The organism is Streptomyces sp. CMB-StM0423, assembly GCF_002847285.1.
GTDB lineage: Bacteria > Actinomycetota > Actinomycetes > Streptomycetales > Streptomycetaceae > Streptomyces.
Genome location: NZ_CP025407.1, coordinates 1,705,245 through 1,723,757, shown reverse-complemented (window position 1 = coordinate 1,723,757; position 18,513 = coordinate 1,705,245). Strand labels below are relative to the sequence as shown.

The window sequence follows — 18,513 nt, the reverse complement described above, 5'->3', positions numbered from 1 at the left end:
TCACCCCTGCGGGGGGCGGCTGGGTGTCGATTGCGTAACAGACCTTGATGTGAGGCAAAATCTCCGCTTCGGGTCGGGCACAAGACCGGCCTCTCATGCGTTACGTGCGCTGGAGACTCACTGACCACCCGGAGGGGGAGAGCGAAGAATGGCAACGGACTACGACACCCCACGCAAGACAGACGACGACGTCAACGAAGACAGCATCGAAGAGCTGAAGGCGCGGCGCAGCGACAAGTCGGCCGCCGCCGTCGACGTCGACGAATTCGAGCAGAACGAGGGGCTGGAGCTGCCCGGTGCGGACCTCTCCAACGAGGAGCTGTCCGTGCGGGTCCTGCCCCGCCAGGAGGACGAGTTCACCTGCATGAGCTGCTTCCTGGTGCACCACCGCAGCCAGTTGGCCGCCGAGAAGAACGGCCAGCCGATCTGCCGCGACTGCGCGGCCTGAGGCCGGCCGTGGCCCCCACGGCCGGCTCCGGTTCCGACGGGCCGAAGACCGGGATCCTGCAGCGGACGCGCCCCGACCGGCGCGTCCGGGCGGCGCTGGAGCGGGTGGCGGACGCCATCGTGCAGACGGCGCCGCGCGTCCCGGTCCGCGACCTGGCGACCCTGCGCCGGCAGTTCCCCGGGCTCGGCCCGGAGGAGATCGCCGACCGGCTGATCGCCGGTGCGGTGAAGGGGAGTGCCACGGTCGGCGCGGGCATCGGAGCGGTGGCGATGATGCCCGCGCCGCCAGCCATGCCCGCCGAGCTCGCCGCCGAGATCGTGGCGGTGGCCTCGATAGAGCTGAAGCTGATCGCCGAGCTGCACGAGGTGTACGGGGTACGGGCGGCAGGCCCGGCGCGGCAGCGGGCCATGGCGTACCTCGGCGCCTGGACCGACGAGCGCGGCATCGACGCCGCCTCTGTGCTCAAGGGCAGTGTCAGCTTCGACGCCGTACTCGGCGGCCCCATGCGCCGCCGGCTGCGGCAGCAGGTCCTCAAGCGCACCGTGCGGAACCTGCCGAGCCTCGCCCCGTTCCTCATGGGCGCGGCCGCCGGTGCGCTGATGAACCGCAGGGACACGGGCAAGCTCGCCGAGCGCATCCGCGACGACCTGCGCGCCCGCCAGGTCCCGTGGGACGCGCCCCCGCCCGCGGGCGGAGAGCTTGCGGCGCCCGGGGACCCCGGCGGCCGCACCGGCGCCGGGGGCACGGGCACCGGACTGCCGCAGGGCGCCCCGCCGGCGCTGCCGCCTGGCGAGCGCTGAGGCGCGCGCCCGCGCCCCGCCCTCAGCCCGCGGCGGACCGCAACGCCGCGACCAGGCGCTCCGGCTGACGCGTCGACAGGTAGAGATACGGCGTCGGGTCCTCCGGATCCGTGACCTCCACCCGCACCGCCGTCGGGATGTACCCCCGCAGCAGCATGTACGCGCGCGTGTCCGCCTTGTGCGTACGCCAGGCCCGCGCCTCCTCCGCGTCCAGCGCCTGCGCCTCGCCCAGCGCCGTCAGCGGGACCCGGGCGTCGTCGGTGACGAGCTTCCCGGCGACGATGCGGATCCGCGCCGACCCGTACGAGCTGACGCCGACCGCCGCCAGCGCCGTCCCGCCGGCGAGCCCGGCCAGCAGCGGCAGCGTCCCGAAGGGCGTCAGCATCAGCGCCAGGCACACCCCCGTGCCCACCGCCAGACCCCACCAGGAGCGCGGTGCGCTCAGCCGCTCGTCGTAGCTCTGCGTCGTCTCCATGGCACCCAGCCTCCCACGGCCCCCGACCGCGGCTCGGCCACGGGTCGTGTGCGCAGGTAGGCTCTGGCCGCGTGACTGCAAGTGACAAGCTGACCCCGCCGCCCGGCGCCGCGGAACCCGTGCGGCACCCGGACGCCCCGGCGCCGGGACAGCTCCTCGGGTCCCACTACGACCAGTGCTTCGGCTGCGGCGCCGAGCAGGAGCACGGCCTGCACCTGGCCGCGCGGGCGGGCGAGGGCGTGAGCGTGACCGCGGAGTTCACCGTCAAGGCCGCCCACCAGGGCGCCCCGGGCCTCGCCCACGGCGGGGTGCTCACCTCCGCGCTCGACGAGACGCTGGGCGCGCTGAGCTGGCTGCTGCGCACCATCACGGTGACCGGCCGGCTGGAGACCGACTTCCTGCGCCCGGTGCCGGTGGGCACCACGCTCCACCTGGCCGCCCACGCCCGCGCCGTCGCCGGCCGCAAGATCTACTCCACCGCCGCCGGCCGCCTCGACGCCCCGGACGGACCGGTGGCCGTACGCGCCGACGCCCTGTTCGTGGAGGTGAACGTGGACCACTTCGTCGAGCACGGCCGGGACCGCGAGATCCAGGCCGCGATGGCCGACCCCGACCAGGTCCGGCGGGCCCGCGCGTTCGAGGTGAACCCGTGACGGCCGGGCGGGAGCCGGTGGACGTGCTGATCCGCCGCGTCGACCCCGAGGTACCGCTCCCGGCGTACGCGCACCCGGGCGATGCCGGCGTCGACCTCGTCACCACCCGGCCCGCGGAGCTGCCCCCCGGCGAGCGCGTCATCCTGCCCACCGGCATCGCCATCGCGCTGCCCGACGGCTACGCGGCGTTCGTCCACCCGCGTTCCGGGCTCGCCGCCCGCTGCGGCGTGACGCTCGTCAACGCCCCGGGGACCGTGGATGCCGGGTACCGTGGGGAGATCAAGGTGAACGTGGTCAACCTCGACCCGCGCCGCCCGGTGCGGTTCGAGCGTTTCGACCGGATCGCCCAGCTCGTGATCCAGCAGGTGGAGAAGGCCCGCTTCCACGAGGTATCCGAGCTCCCCGGTTCCGCCAGGGGCGAGGGTGGGCACGGTTCGACCGGAGGGCACGCCTCCCTCGGGGACCGTAAGGCCGTTCATGGATACGCTTCGGTCATTGCCGACCGGGAAGGACAGTGACGTGTTCGGACGTCGTCGCAAGGGGCAGGAGGAGCCCGCCGACAAGCTCGCCGACGGCGTGGCCGCGGAGGACGCCGAGGAGTCGGCGGACGAGCAGGAGGACGGGGAGGAGCGCCGCTACGCGCTGCCCCCCGAGGAGCGCCCCGACGGACCGTGGGACATCGGCGAGGTCGAGGACGCCAGCCGCGGCCGGGTGGACCTCGGCGGCCTGCTCGTCCCCGGGGTCGAGGGCATGGAGCTGCGGGTCGAGGTGGCGGGCGACTCGATCGTCGCCGCGACCGTGGTGCTGCGGGACAGCGCGATCCAGTTGCAGGGCTTCGCCGCCCCCAGGAACGAGGGCATCTGGGGCGAGGTCCGCACCGAGATCGCCAACGGCATCACCAAGCAGGGCGGCATCATCGACGAGCGCAAGGACACCCTCGGCTGGGAGCTGCGCGCGCAGGTCCCGGTCAAGCTGCCTGACGGCAAGAGCGGCATGCAGGTCGTGCGGTTCGTCGGCTGCGACGGCCCGCGGTGGTTCCTGCGCGGGGTGATCTCCGGCCACGCCGCGGTGCAGCCGCAGGCGGCGGGGGTGCTGGAGAAGATCTTCCGCGAGACCGTGGTCGTACGCGGCGACGGGCCGATGGCGCCGCGGGACCCGATCGTGCTGCAGTTGCCGACGGACGCGCAGATGGTGCCGGACGGGGTGCAGCAGGACGAGGCGAGCGAGGGCTCCCGCTTCGCGGGCGGCATCGACTCGCTGGCGCGGGGCCCGGAGATCACCGAGGTGCGCTGAGCGCTTCGCGCGGAAGCGGTTGTACGGCGGCGGGCCGGGTCACGACGACCCGGCCCGCCGCCGTGGGGCGTGGGGCGGGCCCCGTGCACCCAGCCGCGCCGCCGTCCCCGCGTAACGAAGCGGTGACGGCGGGTTCTGAGCCTGCCCCGGGGCGTTGCGGCTCGCTTATCCTCCCGGCATCCGGGACATGGGGGGACCGTTGACGGCGACCGTCGCGCGGCCGCGGCGCCGGCTACCGCCGGTGCTGCGGCAGAGCGCGCACCACGGCCTCGTGCTGGCCGCCGCCGCGCTCGCCCTCCTCCTGGCCGTCACCGTCCTCGCCGCGCTCGTCGCGGTCGCCGAGCAGGCCGCGGAGACCGGGGCCAGGGAGCGGCTCGCGGCGGATCCGGATGCGGCGGTGCGGATCAGCGGGGCGTACGACCCGGACGCCGTGGCGCGCGCGGACGGGCCCGTGCGGGGCGCGCTGGCGCGTACGTACGGCGAGGTGGCGCACCGGACGACGCGGCTGGTGCGGGCGCCGGCCGCGCGGGAGCAGCAGTTGGCCGTGGCCGGGAGCGGCGTCGGCGGGCGGGGCGCGGTGGGGCTTTCGCTGCTGTGGGCGGAGGACGCGGGACGGCAGGCGCGGCTGACGGAGGGGGAATGGCCGCGGGCAGGCGGCGGGGCGGCGGCCGGAGGGCCGGTGGAGGTCGTCCTCGACGAGGGGTACGCGGCGCGGCTGGGCCTGGCGACGGGCGACGACTTCGCCCTGGGCGGCGACGAGGACACCGCCGCGGAGGGCGTCGGTGAGGACGCCGGCTCCGGCGGCGCTGCCGCGGTGCGGCCGCTGGCCGTACGCGTCTCCGGGCTCTACGTGCCGCGTGACCCCCGCGCGCCCCTCTGGCAGGACCTCACCGGGACCTTCGGCACCCCCGACAGCATCGGCCTCGTCGACCGGCGCGTCTTCGCCGCGCAGCCCTTGCTCCGGCAGGACGCCACCGCCGTGTGGCTCGCCGTGCCCGACGCCCGGCAGTTACACCTCGGCCAGGTCGAGCCGCTCCGGGAGCGCGTTGTCGCGCTGGCCGCGGGGGACGCCGAGCGGGTCGTCTTCGGCCGGGGCGGCGGCGGGCTCGCCGACGTGGCGGCCGGCACCGACCTGCCGTACGCGCTGCGGCAGTTGGACGTGCCCGTCGCCGTCGCGCGGGCCGGTACGTACCTGCCGGTGGCCCTGCTCGCCTCGCTGGCCCTCGCCGCGCTCGTGCTGACCGCCCGGCAGCTCGCCCGGCACCGCGCCGCCGAGCAGGTGCTGCTCGGCAGCCGCGGCGCCGGCCCGCTGCGGCTCGTCGGCGGGGCCGCGGCGCAGTGGGCGGCGGTGGCGCTGCCCGCCGCGCTGGCCGCGCCGTATCTCGCGGGCCCGCTGCTACGGGGTCTGGCCGGGGCGGGGCTGCTCGACGGGCCGGTGCCGGGGAGCGCCGCGACCGGCGCGGGGTGGACGGTCGCCGCGCTGGCGCTGGCCGTGCACGCCGCCGCGGCGCTCACGCCCGTGGCAAGGGCCGCCCGGGACCGGCGCGCGGTGGCCCGGCTGCGGCGCCGGGTGCCGCGTCTTGCCGCGTACCAGCGGGCGGGTGCGGACCTGGCGCTGGCCGGGATCGCCGCGGTCGGCTGGCTGCAACTGGTCACGTACCGCACGCCGGTCGCCGACTCCGGCGCCGTCGACCCCGTCGTCGTGCTCGCGCCCGTCGCCCTCACCGCCGCGACCGTGCTCCTCGCGCTCCGCCTGCTGCCGCTCGCCGCCCGCGCCGCCGACCGGCTCGCCCGCCGCTCCGCGGGCCTCGTCCTGCCGCTGGGCGGCTGGCACCTGGGCCGCAGGGCGGCCGGGCACGCCGGACCCGCGCTGCTCGTCGCGCTCGCGCTGGCCATCGCGACGCTCGGCGCCACCGCCCTCGCGGTGCTCGACCGCGGCGACCGCGACCAGGCCGCGTTCGCGGTCGGCGCCGACCTGAGCGTCGAGGCCGGGCAGGAGGGCGCGGGCTTCGCGCCGCGCGCGGAGCGCCACGCGCGGTACGGCCGGCTGCCCGGCGTCGCCGCGGCCACGCCGGTGGTGGACTGGGACGTCACCGTCGGCACCTCCTTCGCGGGCCTGACCGCGCTGGACTCCGCGGAGGTGCTGCCGACGCTCCGTACCGGCGCCGCCGCCGGCCCCGTGCCCGCCGTACGGGACGGGGCGGGACTGCCGTACGACGTGCTCGCCGCGCTCGGCGGCACGGCCCCCGTGCAGTCCCACGGGCTGCCGCTGCCCGGCCGCCCCGACGCCCTGGCCATGCGCGTACGGCTGGACGCGGACGGCCCCGGCACCGCCGAGCCGTTCACGCTCACCGCCACCCTGGAGGACGCCGACGGCCTCGCGCACACCGTCTCCGGCCCCCTGCCGCCCGCCGACGGCCGGGCGCACCGGATGAGCCTCCCGCTCGGCGGGTACCAGTACCCGCTGCGGCTCACCGGGCTCCAGTTGCGCACGGAGGAGGAGGCCGCGCAGCGCACGTACCGGCTGACGATCGACGACTTCACGGGCGCCCCGCGCGGCGCCGGATGGCGGGACCTCATCGGCGGCGAGCGGCCCGACCGCGGCCTCGCCGGCTGCCCGGGCCGCAAGCCGGCGCCGACGCGCGGCATGCCGCCGCGCCGCGCCACCGGGTTCGTCCTCTGCGAGCTGCGCACCGCGCCCGGCGCGCTCTTCGACGGCGTGCTGCGCGGCCCGGACACCTCGCTGCCCGACGAGTTGCTGAGCTGGCAGGTCCAACTCGGACTCACCGGCCAGGGCAAGCCGCGGCCCGTGCCCGTGCTCGCCACCGGCGCGCTGCTCGCCGCGGGCCAGGCGGAGGTCGGCGAGACCCTGCGCGCCGGGCTGCCGGGCGGCACGGAGCTGCGGGCGCGGGTCGTCGGCAGCGTCGACGCCGTCCCCGGCACCGACCCGCGGCGGGGGCGGCTGCTGGTCGACACCCGGGTGCTGGCCGCGTATCTCGTACGGGCCGGGCTCGACCCGCCGGTGGAGTCGCACTGGTGGCTGGCCGCCCGCGGCGGCGACGCCGGTGCCGCGGGCGCGGCCGTCGAGCGGCGGCCGGAGCTGGGCACGGCGCGGGACGTGCCGGGGGAGCGGGCGCGACTGGCCGCGTCGCCGTTGCGCGAGGGTACGGACGGGGCGCTGCGGCTGTGCCTGGTGCTGGCGCCGGCGTTCGCCGTCGTCGGCTTCGCGCTGCACAGCGTGCTGGCGGTACGGGCGCGGGCGCGGGAGTTCGCGCTGCTGCGGGCGCTGGGCGTACGGACGCGCCAGTTGACGGCGCTGCTGTGGACGGAGCAGCTCTGCGTCGCGGCGTTCGCCGCCGCGGTGGGCACGGCGACGGGGGTGGCGCTCGCGGCGGCGGTGGTGCCGGCGGTGACGGTCACGGAGACCGGGGCGCCGGTGCACCCGGAGCTGGCGGTGGCGGTGCCGTGGGTGCGGGTGGCGGTGGTCGCGGCGGCGGTGACGGCGCTGATCTGCCTCGCGGTCACGGCGACGGCGCGGGCGCTGGCGCGCACGGACCTGGCGCGGGTGCTGAGGGCGGGGGACGAATGAGGGGGTGGCGGCGGTGGCGTACGGAGCGGGCGGGCGGCCCGGTTCGTACGGGAAAGGCGGCGGGCGCGGCCGCTGCGGACCGGCCTTCCGGCGCGGGCGGCGCGAACAGACGGTCAGCCGCGGGCGATACGGGCCGGCAGAGCGCCGCCGACCGGCCGCCCCGCCCCGCCCGCGGCCCCCGCGCCTGGCGCGAGTCCCGCGCCGACCTGCCCGCCTTCGCCTGCCTCGGCGTGCTCGTCGCGGTCCTCGCCGCCGTCGCCACCGCCGCGCCCCCGCTCCTCGACCGGGCCGCCGGCCGCGCGCTCGTCGGCCGGATCGCCGCGGCGCAGGACGAACGCCCCCTGCTCACCCGCACCGTGACGTTCGGTCAGCCGGTCACCGGGCCGGCGGGGGAGGGCGGGACCCGCGTCGCCGACGACCTGGAGCAGGCCGGGCACGACGTGACCACCGGCTCCCCCGACGCCCTCGACGGCCTCCTCGGCAAGCCCCACCACCAGGTCCACGTCCCCGCCGCCACCCTCGACGCGCCCCGCGGCACCGCCGCCCTCTCCCTGCTCCACACCACCGAGGCCCCCGGCCCCCCGGCTACGCCGCCGGCCGCCCCCCGCGCGACACCGGCCCCGGCGGGCCCGTCGAGATCGCCGTCTCCACCCGCACCCGCGACACCCTGGGCCTGCGCCTCGGCCAGGAGCTGGCCCTCACCCCGCGCGTCGCCGAGCTGGACACCCCCGTCGTCGTCACCGGCTTCCTCCGCCCGGACCCCGCCGCCCGTCTCTGGCGCGGCAACCCGCTCCTCGCCGTCCCGCTCCCCGCCGACCGCGGGCCCGCCGAGGCCCAGGCGCTCATCGCCCCCGGCGCGCTCGACGCCCTCCTCGACCGCGGGCTGCCCCAGCTCACCGTCGAATGGCGGCTCCGGCTGGAGGTGGCCGAGGCGGACGAGGAGCGCGACGAGGTCGCCGCCCGCTTCGCCGGCGACGACGGCCGCGCCGCGCTGATCCGCGCCCTCGCCGCGTACGACCGCGCCTCCGCCGACAACTTCTGCGCCACCACCGGCAACCCCCTGTGCATCTACGGCTCCCACCCCGCCCAGCGCCCGACCCGTACCGACGAAGTCCAGCCGGTCGTCCGCGACTTCGACGAAGAGTGGGACCAGGCCGCCACCGTCGTCTCCTTCGCCCTCGCCTCCGTCGTCGGCGTCGGCCTCGCCGCCGCCCTCGTCACCGCCCGGCTCGCGGTGCGGCGGCGGCTCGGCGAACACCGGCTGCGGCGCGCCCGCGGCGCCTCCGCGCCGGGCGTCGCGCTGTCCCGCGCCGCGCAGTACGCGCCCGTGGCGGGCGCGGCGCTGGCGGCGGGGTACGCCGGGGCGCGGCTGGCGCTGCCCGCCGGCGCGGCGCCGCCGGTGTGGCCGGCGGCCGCGGTCGCGGGTGCGGCCTGGCTGGCGCTGCCCGCGCTGACCTGGGCGGCGGTACGGGACCGGCGGCCGGGCCCGCGCCGCCGCCGGGGGAGTGCGGGGCGGCGGCTGACCGCGGAGGCCGCCGTGCTGCTGCTCGCCGGCGCCGGGGTGTGGGCGCTGCGGGTGCGCGGCACGGCCGGCAGCGGCGCCTCGGACCCGCTGGTCGCGGCGGTGCCGCTGCTGTGCGGTCTGGCGGTCGTGGTGCTGCTGATACGCGCCTACCCGCCGCCGCTGCGCCTGCTGGCCCGGCTCGCGGCCCGCCGCCGCGGCCCGCTCGGGCTGCTGGCGCTCTCCCGCGCCGCCCGCGACGCGCCCGCCGCCGTGCTCGCGCTGCTCGTGCTCGTCGCCACCCTGGGCGCCGCGGTCTTCGGCGGCCTGGTCACCGGCACCGTCGAGGAGGGCCGCCGCGACGCGCTCGCATGGCGGACCGGCGGCGCCGACGCGGTGCTCACCGACGCCGCGAGCCCCGCCGCCGAGGAGGCGCTGCGCCGGGCGCCGGGGGTGGCGCAGGCGGTGCGGGTACGGCTCGTCCGTACCGACCTGACCAGCGCCGCCACCGGCCTCGGGCAGCGCGGCGCCGACGTACTCGCGGTCGACGGGGCGGCGCTGCGCCGGGCCGATCCCGGTTCGGCCGCGGCGGCGGCGGTAGCGGGGCTGGGGGCGCCGCAGCGGGACGGCGCGGGGCGGCTGGTGCTGCCGGTGCTGGCCGGCGGGAAGCGGGGGGAGGCCCGTACCGGCGAGACGTACGAGACGGAGTGGCCCGGGGTGCGGGTGCGGGTCGCGGGCCGGCTGACCGGGGGCGCGGCGCGGGACGCGGCCTTCGGCCCGCTGTACCGGGCAAGCGGTACGGCGCCGGGCGCGGACCGGCCGCTGCTGCTCGCCGACACCGCGGCGCTGGCCGCCGCGGACCGGGAGCGTGCCGCGGACACCCCCCGCGGCACGGCCGCGGTCCTGTACTACGGGACCGCCACCCCCGCCGCCCTCCGCGCCGCCGCGCCCGGCACCGGCTACGGCAGCCCGTACGGGGAACTGCTGATCGCCGCCGAGGAGCGGGCGGCGGACCGCGACGACGGCGTGCTCGGCGCGATCCGCGGCGCGCACGCCGTGTGCGCGGCGCTGGCCGCCGCGCTGGCGCTGCTCACGCTGCTCGTGGAACTGCTGCTCTCCGCCCCCGAGCGCGCCCGCACCACCGCGTATCTGCGCCTCCTCGGCCTCGGCCGGCGCGGCGCCACCGCCCTCGGCGTCCTGCAACTCGCCCCGCTCGCCCTCGCCGCCGCGGCCGGCGGCCTCGCCCTGGGCCTCGCGCTGCCCGCGGCCCTGGGCCCGGCCCTGGACCTCCAGGCCCTCACCGGCGGCCCCACCGCCCCCTCCCGCCACTCCGACCTCCTCCTCACCGCCGCCCTGACCCTCGGCCTGCTCGCCCTCGTCGCCGCGGCGGCGGCCGCCGACGCGGTGACCACCCGCCGAAGCCGCCGGCTGACGGCGCTGCGCCTCGGGGAGGACCGATGACCGCGGCCGCACACGTACGACCGCGGACCCCACGTGCCGCATCCCCGGCCCGTACCGCACCTCCCCGACCGCCCCGGACCCGTCCCAGGAGGTCCGCGTGACCGAACCCCGTACCCCGGCCCAGGACCCGCCCCCCGACCTCGCCGAGCTGGAGGCCGCCGCCCGGGCCGCGCCCGCGGCCGAGGGCGGCGGGCCCGTCGTCGACTGCGACAACCTCGTCCGCATCTTCCACACCGAAGGCGTCGAGGTGCAGGCCCTCCAGGGCCTCGATCTCGCCGTCGCCGAAGGCGAGATGACCGCCCTCGTCGGCGCCTCGGGATCCGGCAAGTCCACCCTCCTCGGCATCCTCTCCGGCCTCGACGTGCCCACCGCGGGCCGCGCCCGCGTCGCCGGGCACGACCTGCTCGCCATGGGCCGCCGCGAGCGGCTGGCGTACCGGCGGCGCACCGTCGGCTTCGTCTGGCAGCAGACCGCCCGCAACCTGCTGCCGTACCTGACCGCCCGGGAGAACGTCGCGCTGCCCATGGCGTACGCCCGCGTCCCCCGCCGCGAGCGCCCCGCCCGGGCCGCCGCGCTCCTCGACGCCCTCGGCGTCGCGGACTGCGCGCACCGCCGCCCCGGCGAGCTGTCCGGCGGCGAGCAGCAGCGCGTCGCCGTGGCCGTCGCCGCCGCCAACCGGCCGCGGGTGCTGCTGGCCGACGAGCCGACCGGGGAGCTGGACACCGCGAGCGGCGAGCAGGTCTTCGCCGCCCTGCGCCGCGCCAACGAGGAGCTGGCCACCACCGTCCTCGTCGTCACGCACGACCCGCTGGTCTCCCGCCAGGTCCGCCGCACGGTGCAGATCCGCGACGGCCGCACCGCCGCCGAGACGCTGCGGGACGAGGAACTGACGGCCGCGGAGTACGCCGTGCTCGACCGCGTCGGCAGGCTGCAGCTCCCGCGCGAGTACGTCGAGCGGTACGGTCTGCGACGACGGGTCCGGCTGACCGCGGAGCGGGACCACGTCGGGGTGTGGCGGGCCGGCGGGGGGCCGGCCGCGCCGGAAGGACAGGGCGAGCCGCCCGGCGGGCGGCACGACGAGGGGGAGCACGCATGAGCGAGGACGCCGGCAGAGAAGGCACGGCGGTACGGGAGCGGGCGGCGGCCGGCGCGGAGGCGATGGTCGTCGTCGAGGACCTGCACCGCACGTACGGCAGCGGCGCCACCGCCGTGCACGCCCTGCGCGGGGTGTCGCTGCGGGTGCCGCGCGGCGAGCTGGTCGCGCTGAAGGGCCGCTCGGGATCCGGCAAGACGACGCTGCTGAACCTCGTCGCCGGGCTCGACGTCGCCGACTCCGGCCGGATCGAGCTGGACGGCGTGGCGCTGTCCGGGCTCGGCGAGGCGGAGCTGCTGGAGCTGCGGCGGGACCGGATCGGGCTGGTCTTCCAGTCGTTCGGGCTGATCCCGATCCTGTCCGCGGCGGAGAACGTCGGGGTGCCGATGCGGCTGCGCAAGGTGCCGCCGCGGGAGCGCGAGGAGCGGGTGGAGCTGCTGCTCGCGCTGGTCGGGCTCGCGGACCACGCCGCGCAGCGGCCGGGGGAGCTGTCCGGCGGGCAGCAGCAGCGGGTGGCGATCGCCCGGGCGCTGGCGAACCGGCCGGCGCTGATCATCGCGGACGAGCCGACCGGTCAGTTGGACGCGGAGACGGGGCACGCGGTGATGGAGCTGCTGCGGGCGGTGGTGCGCGGCGAGGACGTCACGGCGCTGGTGGCCACGCACGACGCGGCGCTGCTGGACCTGGCGGACCGCGTCCTGGAGCTGCGCGACGGGACGATCACGGACCACTCGGAGCCGGGCACGGCCGCGGAGCCGCCGGCCCCCTGACCCGTACGGCCGCGGCCCCCGCCACCCGTACGCCCCACAGCCCCGCGGAGCCCCCGGCCCCCGTCAGAGATGCGTCAAGGTCCGGTCCCCGGCCCTCGCCGGGCGCGCCGGACCGCCCACGCGGTCGTACGCTCGACGGTGCGACACGCACGAAAGCGGACGGACAATCGAGTCATGACACGGGGCAAGCTGCGGATCTACCTGGGCGCGGCGCCGGGCGTCGGCAAGACCTACGCGATGCTCTCCGAGGCGCACCGCCGGCTGGAGCGCGGCACCGACGTGGTCGTGGGCTTCGTCGAGCACCACGACCGGCCGCGCACCGAGGTGCTGCTCCACGGCCTGGAGCAGATACCGCGCCGCGACCTGGACTACCGCGGCACGCGGTTCACCGAGATGGACGTGGACGCCGTCCTCGCCCGCCGGCCCGCCGTGGCGCTCGTCGACGAGATGGCGCACACCAACGTCCCGGGCTCCCGCAACGTGAAGCGCTGGCAGGACATCAAGGAGCTGCTGAGCGCCGGCATCGACGTCATATCGACCGTCAACATCCAGCACCTGGAGTCGCTGGGGGACGTCGTGGAGAACATCACCGGCGTACGGCAGCGGGAGACCGTGCCGGACGCCGTGGTCCGCAAGGCCGACCAGATCGAGCTTGTCGACATGTCGCCCGAAGCGCTCCGCCGCCGCATGGCCCACGGGAACATCTACGACCCCGGCAAGATCGACGCCGCGCTGTCCAACTACTTCCGCCCCGGCAACCTCACCGCCCTGCGCGAGCTGGCCCTGCTCTGGGTCGCCGACCGCGTCGACGACTACCTGCGCGAGTACCGCAGCGAGCACGACATCCGCGACACCTGGCAGGCCCGCGAGCGCATCGTCGTCGGCATCACCGGCGGCCCCGAGGGCCGCACCCTCATCCGCCGCGGCGCCCGGCTGGCGACCAAGGGCGCGGGCGGCGAGATCATGGCCGTCTACATCTCCCACAGCGACGGCCTGACCCCCCTGAACACGGCCCCGCCCGAGGAGCTGGCCGTCCAGCGCACCCTCGTCGAGGACCTGGGCGGTACGTTCCACCACGTCATCGGCGACGACGTGCCGGACGCCCTGCTGGAGTTCGCCCGCGGCGTCAACGCCACCCAGATCGTGCTGGGCTCCAGCCGCCGCAAGGCGTGGCAGTACGCCTTCGGCCCCGGCGTCGGCGCCACGGTCGCCCGCGAGTCCGGGCCCGACCTCGACGTGCACATCGTCACCCACGGCGAGGTCGCCAAGGGCCGCGGGCTGCCCATGGCCCGCGGCGCCAGCCTCGGCCGCGGCCGTATCGTCGCCGGCTGGCTCGTCGGCCTGGTCGGGCCCGTGGTGCTCACCGCGGTGATGCTCAGGCTGGACCGCACCCTCGGGCTGGCCAACGAGGTGCTGCTGTTCCTCTTCGCCACCGTGCTGGCGGCCCTCCTCGGCGGCACGCTGCCGGCGCTGGCCTCCGCCGGGGTCGGCTCGCTGCTGCTGAACTACTACTTCACCCCGCCCGTGGAGACCTTCACCATCGCCGACGCGCGCAACATCGTCGCCCTCGTCGTCTTCTTCGCGGTCGCCGTCGCGGTGGCGTCCGTCGTCGACCTCGCCGCCCGCCGCACCTCCCAGGCCGCCAGACTGCGCGCCGAGTCGGAGGTGATGTCGCTGCTCGCGGGCAGCGTGCTGCGCGGCGAGGGGTCGCTCGAATCGCTCCTGGACCGGGTGCGCGAGACGTTCGGCATGGAGTCCGTGTCGCTCTTCGAGCGGCAGCGCGGCGACGACGGCTGGACCTGCGTCGGCCGCGTCGGCGCCAGCGCCGGCGCCCCCGCGGGGCCGGACGACGCCGACGCCGACATTCCCGTGGGCGACGACATGGCGCTGGCGCTCACCGGCCGCAAGCTGCCCGCCGCCGACCGCCGGGTGCTCGGCGCGTTCGCCGCCCAGGCGGCCGTTGTACTGGAGCGGCAGCGGCTGGCCGCCGAGGCCGTGGAGGCCCGCAAGCTGGCCGAGGGCAACCGCATCCGCACCGCGCTGCTCGCCGCCGTCAGCCACGACCTCCGTACCCCGCTCGCCGCCATCAAGGCCGCCGTCACCTCGCTGCGCTCCGACGACGTCGCCTGGTCCGAGGAGGACGAGGCGGAGCTGCTCGCCGCCATCGAGGAGGGCGCCGACCGGCTCGACGCCCTCGTCGGCAACCTGCTCGACATGTCCCGGCTGCAGACCGGCACCGTCACCCCGCTGCTGCGCGAGGTCGACCTCGACGAGGTGGTGCCGAAGGCGCTCGCCGGGGTGCCCGAGGGGAGCGTCACGCTGGGGATCCCCGAGACCCTGCCGATGGTCACCGTCGACGCCGGGCTGCTGGAGCGCTCGGTGGCGAACGTCGTCGAGAACGCGGTCAAGTACAGCCCGGCCGGCACCCCCGTCCTGGTCCAGGCGAGCGCCCTCGGCGACCGGGTCGAGCTGCGCGTGGTCGACCGCGGCCCCGGAGTCCCCGACAGCGGCAAGGACCGGATCTTCGAGCCGTTCCAGCGCTACGGGGACGCCCCCCGCGGCGCCGGCGTGGGCCTCGGCCTCGCGGTCGCCCGCGGCTTCGCCGAGGCGCTGGGCGGCACCCTCGTCGCCGAGGACACCCCCGGCGGCGGGCTGACGATGGTGCTCACGCTGCGGGCGGCCCCGGGCCGCGGTACCCCCGCGCCCGCCGAACTGCCCGCCCAGGCGACGACGTGACGCCCGCCGTCCCGTACGCGCCCGCCGGCACCCCGGCGGCGCCGGCGCGCGCCCCGTATCCGTATCCTCCGAATGGACGAAAGGCAGCCGCCATGCACCGGGTGCTCGTGGTCGACGACGAGCCGCAGATCGTGCGCGCGCTCGTCATCAACCTCAAGGCGCGCAAGTACGAGGTCGACGCCGCCCAGGACGGCGCCACCGCCCTCAAGCTCGCCGCCGACCGCCACCCCGACGTGATCGTCCTGGACCTCGGCCTGCCCGACATGGACGGCGTCGACGTCATCCGCGGCATCCGCGGCTGGACCCGGGTGCCGATCCTGGTGCTCTCCGCGCGGCACAGCTCGGACGAGAAGGTCGAGGCCCTCGACGCGGGTGCGGACGACTACGTGACCAAGCCCTTCGGCATGGACGAGCTGCTGGCCCGGCTGCGCGCCGCCGTCCGCCGCGCCGAGCCCTCGGCGCCCGCCGGGGACCAGGCCGTCGTCACCACGGACGCCTTCACCGTCGACCTCGCGGCCAAGAAGGTCCACCGCGACGGCGCCGACGTCCGCCTCACGCCCACCGAGTGGCACCTGCTCGAAGTGCTGGTACGCAACGCCGGCCGGCTGGTCAGCCAGAAGCAGCTCCTCAGGGAGGTCTGGGGGCCTTCGTACGGCACGGAGACCAACTACCTGCGGGTCTACATGGCCCAGCTCCGCCGGAAGCTGGAGGCCGACCCGGCCCACCCGCGCCACTTCGTCACCGAGCCGGGCATGGGCTACCGCTTCGAGCAGTGAAACGGACCGCCCCGTGCGGGTACCCTGCGGGCATGGACCCCGCCCGCAGCGCCGACCGACCCGCCGGCCCGTTCCGCCGGCTGCTGGGCCGTATCACCGGCGCCGCGGAGCCGCCGGCGGAGGACAGTCTGCCGCCCGCCGAGGAGACCGCCGACGTCACGCCGATCCGGCAGTGCCACGACCGCGCCGTCGTCACCGTCACCGGCAGTCTCCGCACCGTCACGCTCCAGCCGCGCGCCGGCGTCCCCGCGCTGCAGGCGGAGCTCTTCGACGGCACGGACTCGCTCGACCTGGTCTGGCTCGGCCGCCGCGCCATCACCGGCATCGAGCCGGGCCGCAGCCTGACCGCCTCGGGCCGGATCGCCATGAGCCGCGGGCGGCGGGTGCTCTTCAACCCCAAGTACGAACTGCGACCCCTCGGACAGGAGCAGCGGTGACGTCTTTCCAGAAGCCGGCCGACGAGCGCGCCGGCGGCACCGGCGCGACCGGCGGCCCGCCCGGGACCGCACCCGCACCGGCGCCCTCCGCCGAGGACAGTGCCGCCCGCACCGCCTCCGACGTACCGGAGGGGGACTCGCACGCCGTCACGCAGGCCGCCATGGCAGAGGCGTTCGGCGGCATCCGCGGCATGGTGGAGACCACGGTCCCCGGGCTCGTCTTCGTGCTCGTCTACACCATCGGCTCGGACATCAAGCCCTCCGCGATCGCCGCGCTCGGGGTCTCGGTGCTGCTCGGCCTCTCCCGGCTGATCACCGGTGGCACCTTCAAACACGCCTTCAGCGGCGTCTTCGGCGTGGCCATCGGCGTCGCCTTCGCGAACATGACGGGCAACGCCAAGGACTTCTACCTCCCGGGACTGCTCTACGGCCTCGGGCTGGCGCTCGCGTACATCCTCAGCACCCTCGCGGGCCTGCCGCTGATCGGCGTGATCCTCGGCCCGCTTTTCCGCGAGAACCTGTCGTGGCGCACCCGCAACCCCGGCCGCAAGAAGGCGTACGCCAAGGCGAGCTGGGCCTGGGGCCTGATCTTCCTGGCCAAGTCCGCGATCCTCTTCCCGCTGTACTTCTGGGCCGACCCCAAGGAGTTCGGCTGGGTGATTGTCGCGCTGAAGATCCCGCCGCTGCTGCTCGCGGTCACGCTCACGTACATCTTCCTCAAACAGGCGCCGCCGCCGATCGACGTGATCGCGGAGGCGGAAGCGGAGGAGAAGGCTCAGGCGGAACGGGAGAAGAGCGGCCGGCCGGCGGCCGAGCGCGACTAGGGTCTGTCGTTTGGATCTTCGCCGGGCTCGCGATGCCTGGCACTGCACCTCACGGCGTTGTCGTCGGTCGACGACGCTCCGCGTCGCCTCCCTCCTCCGCCTTGCGATGCACAGCACCAGCCGCCGCTCCCTGACCCGACGAGATCCAAACGACACGCCCCGGCGCGCCCCCCGCCGGGTCAGCCTTCGCGGCGTACCGAAAGAAGCTCCTCCAACTGCTCCTCGCGCGCCTGCGCGGCCACGAACAGCAGCTCGTCGCCCGCCTCCAGGGTGTCGTCGGGCTTCGGGGTGAGGACCGTGCTGCCGCGGATGATCGTCACCAGCGTGGTGTCCGCGGGCCAGTCGACGTCGCCGACGGAGGTGCCCGTGAGGGCCGACTCCTCCGGCAGGGTCAGCTCGACGAGGTTCGCGTCACCGTGGCTGAAGCGCAGCAGCCGGACCAGGTCGCCGACGCTGACGGCCTCCTCCACCAGGGCGGACATCAGCCGCGGCGTGGAGACGGCGACGTCCACGCCCCACGCCTCGGTGAAGAGCCACTCGTTGCGCGGGTTGTTGACCCGGGCGACCACGCGCGGCACCCCGTACTCGGTCTTGGCGAGCAGCGAGACGACGAGGTTGACCTTGTCGTCGCCGGTGGCGGCGATGACCACGTGGCAGCGCTGCAGCGCGGCCTCGTCCAGCGAGGCGATCTCGCAGGCGTCGGCGAGCAGCCACTCCGCCCGCGGCACCCGCTCGACGGCGATGGCGGTGGGGGTCTTGTCGATGAGCAGGACCTCGTGCCCGTTGTCCAGCAGCTCGCCCGCGATGGAGCGGCCCACCGCACCGGCACCTGCGATCGCGACTCTCACAGCGCTGCTCCGTTCACGTCCCCGCGCGCCTCAGCGTGCGGCCGGGCGGCCGCGAGTGCGTCGCTCACCGTCGGTCCTCCGTCTCCGGGCCCTTCGCACAGGCCGCCTCGACCTGCTCCACCTCGTCGGTACGCATGATCACATGCACCAGGTCGCCGTCCTGCAGCACCGTCTTCGCGGTGGGCAGCACGGCCTCGCCCTGCCGGGTCAGGAACGCGACCCGTACGCCCGTCTCCTCCTGCAACTCCGCCACCCGGCGCCCGATCCACGACGCCGAGGTGTGCACCTCGGCCAGCTCCACCCGGCCGCTCGGGTCCCGCCACAGCGGCTCCGCGCCCGAGGGCAGCAGCCGGCGCAGCATCTGGTCGGCGGTCCAGCGGACGGTGGCGACGGTGGGGATGCCGAGCCGCTGGTAGACCTCGGCGCGGCGGGGGTCGTAGATCCGCGCGGCGACGTTCTCGACGCCGAACATCTCGCGGGCGACGCGGGCGGCGATGATGTTCGAGTTGTCGCCGGAGCTGACCGCGGCGAAGGCCCCCGCCTCCTCGATGCCGGCGTCCTTCAGGGTGTCCTGGTCGAAGCCGATGCCGGTGATGCGGCGCCCGCCGAAGCCGGGGCCGAGGCGGCGGAAGGCGGTGGGGTCTCGGTCGATCACCGACACCGTGTGCCCCTGCTGCTCCAGCGTGCGCGCCAGGGTGGAGCCCACCCGGCCGCACCCCATGATCACGATGTGCACGCGGCGTCCCTTCGCCCTGTCTGGCTTTTCTGTTCAAGCTACACACCCTCTGGGCCGGGGAGCACCCCGGGTG

General features: G+C 76.6%; 17 protein-coding genes. 13 read left to right on the top strand and 4 right to left on the bottom strand.

What is annotated here, in order from left to right; genetic code table 11:
* Positions 1-148 precede the first annotated feature (148 nt).
* Both CXR04_RS07265 and CXR04_RS07260 read left to right on the top strand, forming a co-directional pair.
* Positions 149-448: a DUF4193 domain-containing protein gene (locus tag CXR04_RS07265; RefSeq protein ID WP_018838171.1), complete on the top strand. Its 300-nt coding sequence runs from the start codon at positions 149-151 to the stop codon at positions 446-448.
* A gap of 8 nt (positions 449-456) precedes the next feature.
* A complete protein-coding gene (locus CXR04_RS07260; RefSeq protein WP_234380102.1) occupies positions 457-1,248 on the top strand; it encodes a hypothetical protein in 792 nt (263 codons plus the stop codon).
* Between the two features lie 22 nt (positions 1,249-1,270).
* Here CXR04_RS07260 and CXR04_RS07255 read toward each other — a convergent pair whose 3' ends face one another.
* Complete coding sequence (locus CXR04_RS07255) at positions 1,271-1,723, bottom strand: DUF3093 domain-containing protein (RefSeq protein WP_101421049.1); 453 nt, start codon at positions 1,721-1,723, stop codon at positions 1,271-1,273.
* A 71-nt stretch (positions 1,724-1,794) separates the two neighbouring features.
* Between CXR04_RS07255 and CXR04_RS07250 the strand changes: the two genes are divergently transcribed.
* The 4 genes from CXR04_RS07250 (at position 1,795) to CXR04_RS07235 (ending at position 7,258) form a co-directional block, all read left to right on the top strand.
* Positions 1,795-2,376, top strand: a complete 582-nt coding sequence (locus CXR04_RS07250; protein ID WP_101421048.1) for a PaaI family thioesterase — start codon at positions 1,795-1,797, stop codon at positions 2,374-2,376.
* On the top strand, positions 2,373-2,894 hold the full coding sequence (gene dut / locus CXR04_RS07245; protein WP_101421047.1) for a dUTP diphosphatase: 522 nt from the start codon (positions 2,373-2,375) through the stop codon (positions 2,892-2,894). The genes CXR04_RS07250 and dut overlap by 4 nt, the downstream gene beginning before the upstream one ends.
* Before the next feature lies 1 nt (position 2,895).
* Positions 2,896-3,669 (top strand): DUF3710 domain-containing protein, encoded by a 774-nt coding sequence (locus tag CXR04_RS07240; RefSeq protein WP_101421046.1) that lies wholly within the window; start codon positions 2,896-2,898, stop codon positions 3,667-3,669.
* 199 nt (positions 3,670-3,868) lie between these two features.
* Positions 3,869-7,258 carry an FtsX-like permease family protein gene (locus CXR04_RS07235; protein WP_234380101.1) on the top strand — a complete coding sequence of 1,130 codons (3,390 nt, stop codon included), beginning with the start codon at positions 3,869-3,871 and terminating at the stop codon, positions 7,256-7,258.
* Positions 7,259-7,371: 113 nt separating this feature from the next.
* Here CXR04_RS07235 and CXR04_RS07230 read toward each other — a convergent pair whose 3' ends face one another.
* Positions 7,372-7,818, bottom strand: coding sequence for a hypothetical protein (locus CXR04_RS07230; RefSeq protein WP_159072278.1), 447 nt, complete (start codon positions 7,816-7,818; stop codon positions 7,372-7,374).
* A gap of 362 nt (positions 7,819-8,180) precedes the next feature.
* Between CXR04_RS07230 and CXR04_RS35110 the strand changes: the two genes are divergently transcribed.
* From CXR04_RS35110 to CXR04_RS07180, 7 genes are all read left to right on the top strand, one after another.
* The gene (locus CXR04_RS35110) at positions 8,181-10,220 is read left to right on the top strand and encodes a hypothetical protein (protein WP_199850414.1); all 2,040 of its coding nucleotides are present in this window, start codon (positions 8,181-8,183) and stop codon (positions 10,218-10,220) included.
* Between the two features lie 97 nt (positions 10,221-10,317).
* Positions 10,318-11,316 (top strand): ABC transporter ATP-binding protein, encoded by a 999-nt coding sequence (locus CXR04_RS07205; RefSeq protein ID WP_101421042.1) that lies wholly within the window; start codon positions 10,318-10,320, stop codon positions 11,314-11,316.
* Positions 11,313-12,083 (top strand): ABC transporter ATP-binding protein, encoded by a 771-nt coding sequence (locus CXR04_RS07200; RefSeq protein WP_199850413.1) that lies wholly within the window; start codon positions 11,313-11,315, stop codon positions 12,081-12,083. Before CXR04_RS07205 ends, CXR04_RS07200 begins: the two co-directional genes overlap by 4 nt.
* Before the next feature lie 174 nt (positions 12,084-12,257).
* On the top strand, positions 12,258-14,819 hold the full coding sequence (locus CXR04_RS07195; RefSeq protein WP_101421041.1) for a sensor histidine kinase: 2,562 nt from the start codon (positions 12,258-12,260) through the stop codon (positions 14,817-14,819).
* Between the two features lie 92 nt (positions 14,820-14,911).
* Positions 14,912-15,595: a response regulator gene (locus CXR04_RS07190; protein WP_101421040.1), complete on the top strand. Its 684-nt coding sequence runs from the start codon at positions 14,912-14,914 to the stop codon at positions 15,593-15,595.
* Positions 15,596-15,627: 32 nt separating this feature from the next.
* Entirely contained in the window at positions 15,628-16,032 is a 405-nt protein-coding gene (locus CXR04_RS07185) for an OB-fold nucleic acid binding domain-containing protein (RefSeq protein WP_101421039.1), read from the top strand.
* Positions 16,029-16,856: a DUF3159 domain-containing protein gene (locus CXR04_RS07180; protein ID WP_101421038.1), complete on the top strand. Its 828-nt coding sequence runs from the start codon at positions 16,029-16,031 to the stop codon at positions 16,854-16,856. The genes CXR04_RS07185 and CXR04_RS07180 overlap by 4 nt, the downstream gene beginning before the upstream one ends.
* A 179-nt stretch (positions 16,857-17,035) precedes the next feature.
* On the opposite strand, the gene CXR04_RS07175 is transcribed toward CXR04_RS07180, so the two are convergent.
* Both CXR04_RS07175 and CXR04_RS07170 read right to left on the bottom strand, forming a co-directional pair.
* Entirely contained in the window at positions 17,036-17,704 is a 669-nt protein-coding gene (locus CXR04_RS07175; protein ID WP_101421037.1) for a potassium channel family protein, read from the bottom strand.
* A 64-nt stretch (positions 17,705-17,768) separates the two neighbouring features.
* Positions 17,769-18,440 (bottom strand): potassium channel family protein, encoded by a 672-nt coding sequence (locus CXR04_RS07170; protein WP_101421036.1) that lies wholly within the window; start codon positions 18,438-18,440, stop codon positions 17,769-17,771.
* Positions 18,441-18,513 lie beyond the last annotated feature (73 nt).